General features: G+C 67.5%; 4 protein-coding genes and 3 pseudogenes. 6 read left to right on the top strand and 1 reads right to left on the bottom strand.

Going from position 1 to position 8,255, the window contains the following annotated elements:
- The first annotated feature begins 2 nt into the window (after window positions 1-2).
- Together A6302_RS01110 and A6302_RS01115 are read left to right on the top strand one after the other, a co-directional pair.
- A complete protein-coding gene (locus tag A6302_RS01110; RefSeq protein ID WP_069305489.1) occupies window positions 3-1,175 on the top strand; it encodes a M24 family metallopeptidase in 1,173 nt (390 codons plus the stop codon).
- Window positions 1,176-1,237: 62 nt separating this feature from the next.
- Window positions 1,238-2,161 carry a dihydrodipicolinate synthase family protein gene (locus A6302_RS01115; protein ID WP_069305490.1) on the top strand — a complete coding sequence of 308 codons (924 nt, stop codon included), beginning with the start codon at window positions 1,238-1,240 and terminating at the stop codon, window positions 2,159-2,161.
- Here A6302_RS01115 and A6302_RS01120 read toward each other — a convergent pair.
- A pseudogene (locus A6302_RS01120) lies at window positions 2,162-3,156 on the bottom strand (aldo/keto reductase).
- A gap of 446 nt (window positions 3,157-3,602) precedes the next feature.
- Here A6302_RS01120 and A6302_RS01125 point away from each other — a divergent pair.
- The 4 genes and pseudogenes from A6302_RS01125 to A6302_RS01135 form a co-directional block, all read left to right on the top strand.
- Window positions 3,603-5,171 (top strand): annotated as a pseudogene (locus A6302_RS01125) (BCCT family transporter); the annotation flags it as partial.
- A gap of 196 nt (window positions 5,172-5,367) precedes the next feature.
- A pseudogene (panC, locus tag A6302_RS20880) lies at window positions 5,368-6,251 on the top strand (pantoate--beta-alanine ligase).
- Window positions 6,248-7,087: a 3-methyl-2-oxobutanoate hydroxymethyltransferase gene (gene panB, locus A6302_RS01130; protein WP_069305491.1), complete on the top strand. Its 840-nt coding sequence runs from the start codon at window positions 6,248-6,250 to the stop codon at window positions 7,085-7,087. Before panC ends, panB begins: the two are co-directional and overlap by 4 nt.
- Before the next feature lie 75 nt (window positions 7,088-7,162).
- The gene (locus tag A6302_RS01135; RefSeq protein ID WP_069305492.1) at window positions 7,163-7,432 is read left to right on the top strand and encodes a DUF1467 family protein; all 270 of its coding nucleotides are present in this window, start codon (window positions 7,163-7,165) and stop codon (window positions 7,430-7,432) included.
- Window positions 7,433-8,255 lie beyond the last annotated feature (823 nt).

The following is an 8,255-nucleotide window of genomic DNA, read 5'->3' on the forward strand; positions in this document are numbered from 1 at the left end:
CCATGCAGGTCGCAAACGTCATCCAGGGCCAGGAATCGGCCTTCCCGAAAGCCGAATACGACGCACGTCAGGCCGGCGCCCGCGCGGCCATGGAGCGCGCCGGCATCGACGTGATGGTCGTGACCGGGCCGGAGAACATCTTCTATCTCACCGGCCAGCAGACGCCCGGCTACTACACCTTCCAGGCGCTGGTGCTGCCGGTCGACGGCGACCCGGTGTTCGTCATCCGCCAGCTGGAATATTTCAACTTCATCGCCAACACCTTCATCCCCGATGCCGCCGTCTATCAGGACGGCGACGATCCGGTGTCCTTCCTGACCGCGCTGATCGAGTCCCGCGGGCTGGTGTCCAAGCGCGTCGCCATCGACAAGCGCGGCTGGTTCCTGCCGATCGCCGTCTACGAGCGCCTGCAGTCCGCCCTCGGCACCGTCCATGACGCCGCCGGCATCGTCGAGAGCCTGCGCGCGGTCAAGTCGCCGGCCGAGATCGAGAAGCTGGCGATTGCCGCGACCTATGTGGATGCCGGCCTTCGCGCCGGCATGGCCGAGGTGAAGGTCGGCGCGCGCGACAACGATCTGGTTGCGGCGATGATGAATGCGGCGATCCGCGCCGGCTCCGAATATGTCGGCATGGAGCCGCTCTGCTCGGTCGGCAAGCGCACCGGCGTGCCCCACGGCACCTGGCGGCGCGGCACCATCGGCGCCAACGAGCCGGCCTTCCTCGAAATGGCCGCCAGTCACGACCGCTACCACGCCGCCCTGATGCGCTCGGCCTGGGTCGGCGCCATGCCGCCCGAAGCCGAGGCGATGGAGGCGACCTGCCAGGACGCGCTGGCCGCCGCGCTCGATGCGGTGCGGCCCGGCGAGCCCTGTTCGGCAGTGCATGCCGCCTGCCAGGCGGTGATCGACAAGGCCGGCTTCACCGAGAACTTCCGCAAGCGCACCGGCTATTCGACCGGCATCTCCTTTGCCCCCGACTGGGGCGAGGGCGGCATCCTCAGCCTCTACACCGGCGTCGACCGGCCGCTGGAGCCGGGCATGGCCTTCCACATTCCCCCGGCGCTGCGGATCTACGGCCAGTTCACCGTCGGCGTCAGCGAGACGATCGTCGTCACCGAAACCGGCTACCGGGTGCTCGGCACCTTCGCCCGGCCGCTGACCCGCGTCGCGAACTGAGAGCCACCGCCCGCTCCGCCGCGCGAAAAAGATCAAGAAGATCAACAACAGGACCTGTGACGATGAAAGACATCGACGAATGCCGTGAGCGCCTCACCGGCATCTTCAACATCACCGTGACGCCGTTCATGGAAAACGGCGACTTCGACTGGGCGGGCCTTGCCCGCACCATCGAGCGGGTGATCGGCCTCGGCTACGACGGCATCCTGATCGGCGGCACCTATGGCGAATTTCCGGCGATGACCGTCGCCGAGCGCGCCGAACTGTTCCGCCGGGTCATGGACGTGGTCGGCGACCGCGTGCCGGTGATGCTCTGCTCGGCAGGCTCCGACGCCCGCGACGTGGCGGAACTGACGGGGCTTGCCGGCGATCTCGGCGGCCTGCCGATGGTCACGCCGCCCTATGTGTCGGAGATCACCGACGACCAGATCGTCGCCTTCTTTGCGAAGATGGCGCCGCTGTCGAAGACCGGCATCCTGATCTACAACGCCCCCGGCATCGGCATCACCCTGTCGCCGCAGCTGATCGAGCGCATCGCGCCGCTGCCCGGCATGGTCGGCATCAAGCAGGGCGACCTGTCGCCCGCCGCCATCGACCGCATCGCCGGCCGCCTCGGCGGCAGCATCAAGCTGTTCTGCGCCTCCGATCTCGCCTTCCTCGGGCCGATGATGGTCGGCTTCGACGGCATCAGCTCGACCAACTCGTCGGCCTTCCCGGAGCTGATCCTCGCCAGCTTCCGCGCCGTGCAGGCCGGCGACGCCGCCACGGCCCGCGACCTTCACCGCCTCTGGTATCCGTTCCGCGAACTCGCCCGTGCCTTCGGCCAGCCGCAGACCACCAAGGCGGCGATGGCCCTGCGCGGCTTCGACGGCGGCCACATGCGCGCCCCGCTGGCAGACCTCGGCCCGGCCGAAATGGCGAAGGTCCGAGACGTGCTGGTCGCGCTTGCCGCCGATCCGCGCACGGGCGTCACGCTTTCCGGCTGATCACTTGCGCACCAATTGCTGCCACGCCTCGCCATAGCGCGCGCCGGAAAAGCTCTCCGGCGCCGCCACGGCGTCGATGGCGACGAGATCGGCCGCGGTGAGGACGACGTCCACCGCGGCGACATTCTCCTCGAGGCGGGTGATGCTGCGCGTGCCGGGGATCGGCACGATGTCGTCGCCCTGCGCGAGCACCCAGGCGAGCGCAAGCTGCGCCGGCGTCACGCCCTTCTGCGCGGCCAGCGCCTGCACCACGTCGACGACCGCAAGGTTGGCGGCGAAATTCTCGCCCTGGAAGCGCGGCAGGCTCAGCCGGAAATCGCCGGCGTCCAGCTGGTCCGCCGAGCGCAAGGCACCCGTCAGCATGCCGCGTCCGAGCGGGCTGAACGGCACGAAGCCGATGCCGAGCTCGCGGCAGGTGTCGAGGATCGCCCCCTCCGGATCGCGCGTCCACAGCGAATACTCGCTCTGCAGGGCGGCGACCGGATGAACGGCATGGGCCCTGCGCAGGGTGTCGGCGTCAACCTCCGACAGGCCGATCGCCCGCACCTTGCCTTCGCGCACCAGATCGGCCATCGCGCCGACGCTGTCCTCCACCGGCACCTGCGGGTCGACCCGGTGCAGGTAGTAGAGATCGATCACGTCGGTCCCGAGCCGCTTCAGCGACGCTTCCGCCACCGCCTTCGCCTGTTCCGGCCGGCGTCGACGCCGCTCATGCTGGCGACGCCCTCGGCATTGGCCGCGATCCGGAAGCCGAATTTCGTGGCGATCGTCACCTTGTCGCGCAGCGGCGCCAGCGCCTTGCCGAGCAGGATCTCGTTGGTGAACGGGCCGTAGACCTCCGCCGTGTCGAACAGCGTCACGCCCAGTTCGACGGCGCGGCGGATCGTCGCGATCGACTTGGCCTCCTCCTGTCCGCCATAGGCGTGGCTCATGCCCATGCAGCCGAGGCCGAGGGCGGAAACGGTGAGGCCGGAGCCGAGGCGCCGCATCTTCATGGCAGGGATCTCCCGTCAAAGGCGGGGCAGCCGGCGACAGCCTGCCCCGCGGCCGCCCCGCGCCCGACGGGCGACGGCGACGCATTTGAGAAGGGCACCATAGCTTTAGACCGGATGCTTCGTACAGGGAGGACGCGGCAGAGGGCTGCCCAGCGCGCAAGGCAGATCTGACCCAGCCAAGGGCCGTCTGCGCAGCGCCGGAAGGATCGGCCAGCGTATTGCGCCCACAGGAAATCCTCCGCGAGGGTTGACTCGCAGAGCATGCTGACTAGGTTGGCGCCTTCGATCGATCCGATCGAAACGGACATCGATCTCCGCCCGCATCTCATTCTGTCGACGATCTTGGACAGAACTGTGGCGCCAGCGCCAACTTTGGCGGATGATCATTCTTTGGCCCGGCGGCAGTGCCCCGCCCGGTCCACATCATCCGATCAAAGGGGGCGACCGTGTCGGACGACAGCCACATCACCAGCGACTATGAAGTCGGGCAGGACAACATCCAGGTCTTCGGCCTCGACATTCATAATCCGGTCTTCGCCATATCCTCCGGGCTCATCGTCGCCTTCGTGGTGGCGGTGTCCGTCTTCCAGGTGCCCGCCAACGACTTCTTCGGCTGGCTCCGTCCGGCCGTGACCGAGGCCTTCGACTGGCTGCTCGCCATCGCCGGCAATGCCTTCGTGCTGTTCTGCCTCGTGCTGGCGCTGTCGCCGCTCGGCAAGATCCGGCTCGGCGGCGCGGACGCCAGGCCCGACTATTCCTACACCGGCTGGTTCGCGATGCTGTTTGCCGCGGGCATGGGCATCGGCCTGATGTTCTTCGGCGTCTCCGAGCCGATCTCGCATTTCACGGCGTCGATCGCCGAGGATGCGGGAACGGCCGCAAGCTGGGCGCCGCTCGGCGGCGCGCCGGGCGACTTCGCAGCCGCGCGCGATCTGGCAATGGCCGCCACCATCTTCCACTGGGGTCTGCATCCCTGGGCGATCTATGCGGTCGTCGGCCTCGCGCTCGCCTTCTTCTCCTACAACCGCGGCCTGCCGCTGACCCTGCGCTCGACCTTCTACCCGATCCTCGGCGAACGGGCCTGGGGCTGGCCCGGCCACGCGATCGACACCCTCGCGGTGTTTGCCACGCTGTTCGGCCTCGCCACCTCGCTCGGCTTCGGCGCCGAACAGGCGCTGGCCGGCCTCAACCACGTCTTCGGCATGCCGGTGACCGAGACCAACAAGATCCTCTTGATCATCGGCATCACCAGCATCGCGCTGCTCTCGGTCGTTGCCGGGCTCGATGCCGGCGTCAAGCGCCTCAGCGAGATCAACATGGTCCTGGCGGCGCTGCTGATGGGCTTCGTCCTGGTGCTCGGCCCGACGCTGGCGATCCTGTCGGGCTTCGTGCAGTCGCTGTGGTCCTACATCGCGCATCTGCCGGCCCTCAGCAATTTCGTCGGCCGCACCGATGGCAACTTCTTCGACGGCTGGACCGCCTTCTACTGGGCCTGGTGGATCTCCTGGTCGCCCTTCGTCGGCATGTTCATCGCCCGCGTCTCGCGTGGACGCACCGTGCGCGAGTTCATCACCTGCGTCCTGCTGGTGCCCTCGCTGGTCTGCATCCTCTGGATGTCGATCTTCGGCGGAACGGCGCTCGACCAGATCCTGGTGGGCGGCGGCGCCGCGCTTCAGGACGCCGAACTTCCGCTGCAGCTGTTCGTGATGCTCGATGCGCTGCCGCTGTCGTCGATCACCTCGGTGGTCGGCGTGGTGCTGGTGATCGTGTTCTTCGTCACCTCGTCGGATTCCGGATCGCTGGTGATCGACACGATCACGGCCGGCGGCAAGGTCGATGCGCCGGTGCCGCAGCGGATCTTCTGGGCGGTGTTCGAGGGGCTGGTGGCGATCGTGCTGCTGGCGGCCGGCGGGCTTGCGGCCCTCCAGGCGGCGGCGATCACCACCGGCATTCCCTTCGCGATCGTGCTGCTCGTGATGTGCTACGCGCTCTGGCGCGGGCTCAGCCAGGAAAAGGCCTTCGTCGCCGCACGCGCTGATCCCTGTTGCCGCGGCGCCCCGAGCGGCGCCGCGGCGGCATCCCCGGGCTCGGTGCCGTTGCCGCAGCGCAGCGGACGCATGGCCAATCGGCGACCGACCGATTATAAGGCCTCCCGAAGACAAAGAGGGCAGGGGGCCACCCGCTGCCCCGGATCGACGGGAAGATCGCCGGATGGACATCGCAACGCAGGTCGCCGACCTCAGGCACCGCCTCGCCGGCTTTCGCCGCAGCGGGCAGCGGATCGCCCTGGTGCCCACCATGGGCTATCTCCACAAGGGCCATCTGGAACTCGTCCGCCGCGCCCGCGAGAGCGCCGACGTGGTCGTCGTCAGCATCTTTGTCAATCCGCTGCAATTCGGGCCGAACGAGGATTTCGAGCGCTATCCGAGCGATCTTGCCCGCGACGCGCAGCTGCTCGAACAGGGCGGCGCCGATCTCCTGTTCGCGCCGCCGGTGGCCGAGGTCTACCCGCAGCCGATGCAGACGGTGGTCGACGTGCCGGCGCTGGGCGCGCTGCTGGAGGGTGAAGTTCGGCCCGGCCACTTTGCCGGCGTCTGCACCGTGGTGGCCAAGCTCTTCAACTTCGTTCAGCCCGACGTCGCCGTCTTCGGAGAGAAGGACTACCAGCAGCTGGTGATCCTGCGCCGCATGGTGGCCGATCTCGCCTTCCCGATCGAGATCATCGGCGTGGCGACGGTCCGCGAGCCCGACGGGCTGGCCTGCTCGTCGCGCAATGTCTATCTGAGTGCGAACGAGCGCGCCGCGGCGGCGATCGTGCCGAGGACGCTGGCCGAAGCCGAGCGGCTGCTGGCCGACCCGGCGACGCCGCTCGGCGAGGTCGAGGCGCACCTCCGGGCCTTCGTCGCGGCCGAGCCCCTGGCCGAACCGGAGGTGGTGGCGCTGCGCCATCCGCAGACGCTGGCCGAGCTTGAGGCCGGCGAGACGGAGAGGTGCTGCTTCTCCTCTATGTCCGCGTCGGTGCGACGCGGCTTCTCGACAACAGGGTCATCCGCCGGTCTCTCGGCGGCACCCGGACGAGCGGAGCAGATCGATGAGCGCGACCACCCTGAAGCGGCGCAAGACCACCGGCGAGATCCGGGCGATGAAGGGCACCGGCCGGCCGATCGTCAGCCTCACCGCCTACACGACGCCGATCGCCAAGCTGTTCGACCCGCATGTCGACTTTCTTCTCGTCGGCGATTCGGTCGGCATGGTGATGTACGGCTTCGAGTCGTCGCTGGCGGTCACCCTCGACATGATGATCGCCCACGGCGCCGCCGTGATGCGCGGCGCCGAGAAGGCCTGCGTCATCGTCGACATGCCGTTTGCCACCTACCAGGAATCGCCCGCCCAGGCCTTCCGCAACGCCGCGCGGGTGATGGTCGAGACCGGCTGCGACGGCGTGAAGATCGAGGGGGGCCCGGAGATGGCCGAGACCATCCGCTTCCTCACCGAGCGCGGCATTCCGGTGCTTGCCCACATCGGCCTGACGCCGCAGTCGATCAATGCCTTCGGCGGCTATCGCGCCCGCGGCCGGTCGCAGGCCGAGGCGGATCACATCATGGCCGGTGCCCGGGCCGTCGAGGAGGCCGGCGCCTTCGCGGTGGTGATCGAGGGCACGCTCGAGCCCCTCGCGCAGGCGATCACCGAAGCCTCCGGCATTCCGACCATCGGCATCGGCGCCTCGGTCCACTGCGACGGCCAGGTGCTGGTCTCCGACGACATGCTCGGCCTGTTCAGCGACTTCAAGCCGCGTTTCGTGAAGCACTATGCCCGTCTCGCGCCACAGATCGCCGAGGCCGCCGAGAGCTTTGCCGCGGACGTGCGGGCCCGCAGCTTCCCGGCGCCCGAGCACACCTATCAGCCGAAGAAGGATGGCCCGGCGACCTGAGGGCACCGATCATCCATCCGGCACGCTCGCCCGTACCGGCTTCAGACGCGGACACAAGAGGATCGGGACCCGGCCATGACGATCGGCAGCGCAATCGCCATCTACTTCGTGATCTGGTGGCTCACCCTGTTCATGGTCCTGCCCTTCGGCGTGCGATCCCAGCATGACAGCGGCACCATCGCGCACGGGACCGACCCCGGAGCGCCGGCCGGCGTGAACCTGTGGAAGAAGGCGCTGTGGACGACCCTGCTGTCGGGCGTGTTCTTCGGCCTGTTCCTGCTGGTGATGAACAGCGGCGTCACCCTCGACGACCTGCCCTTCTTCCGCCCGCCGTCGGATCGGTGAGGGGGCCGACATGAGTCGGATCTTCCCTTGGCGGTGCCGGGTTCGATCACATCTGCCCGGTTGATTCCCGGACCACAAGATCGAACCACCCGCCTCGTCCTTCGAGACAGCCCTGCGGGCTTCCTCAGGATGAGGCCCTGGCAATTTCCGGCGCTCGGGACTTCGCATTGCCCTCTCCCCTCATCCCGAGGAAGTCGCGAAGCGGCTGTCTCGAAGGACGAGGGGAAAGTCACCGCGCAGTGTCGCGCGTGCCTGCTCCCCGCTCGAACGCGGCGAGGATGTCTTCCCCACGACATCCCCTGCATCTCTCGATCGGGACGCGACCAGGCGCAGATGTCCGTGGAGCGAGGGTCTCCGCCTGCCCGCAATCTTGCCTCGGGACGCAGATCCCCCGCGCCGCCACGCCGGACGCCACCACGAGGCAAGCACATGCCGCACGGTCGCCGCCGCAAGGATCATGTCAAATTCAAGGATTGATGGGATGAGTCACGCCTGATTGGCGACACTGAAATATAAATCGATTTAAAAAATAAAAAAGCAAGGCCGAAGCCTTGCTTTCCAGTTCGCGTGTCACCCCATTAAAAGCAACTCGGCGATCATTCCTCCCAATCGCAAAGTCACTTCGGCTGCGATTTCCGCGCCCAGGGGGCTTTCCTCCCAAGACATCAGACCGCGTTATTCGGGAATGTCCTTCAGGTAAGCTTGTAGAGAACGTTTTATTGTGTTCTTCAACTTGCTTGCAGGCACTTCCCTGTTGTTATGCTGCTGACCCTACACCGCGTTTTGCCGATTGTCATCCTTTGTGGGAGATCGTGGCAAAAAA

It is taken from the genome of Methylobrevis pamukkalensis, from assembly GCF_001720135.1.
Classification (GTDB): Bacteria; Pseudomonadota; Alphaproteobacteria; order Rhizobiales; family Pleomorphomonadaceae; genus Methylobrevis; species Methylobrevis pamukkalensis.

Coding starts and splice junctions, on each gene's coding strand:
- A6302_RS01110 (WP_069305489.1), top strand. CDS start 3: ATGCAGGTCGCAAACGTCATCCAGGGCCAGGAATCGGCCTTCCCGAAA.
- A6302_RS01115 (WP_069305490.1), top strand. CDS start 1,238: ATGAAAGACATCGACGAATGCCGTGAGCGCCTCACCGGCATCTTCAAC.
- panB (WP_069305491.1), top strand. CDS start 6,248: ATGAGCGCGACCACCCTGAAGCGGCGCAAGACCACCGGCGAGATCCGG.
- A6302_RS01135 (WP_069305492.1), top strand. CDS start 7,163: ATGACGATCGGCAGCGCAATCGCCATCTACTTCGTGATCTGGTGGCTC.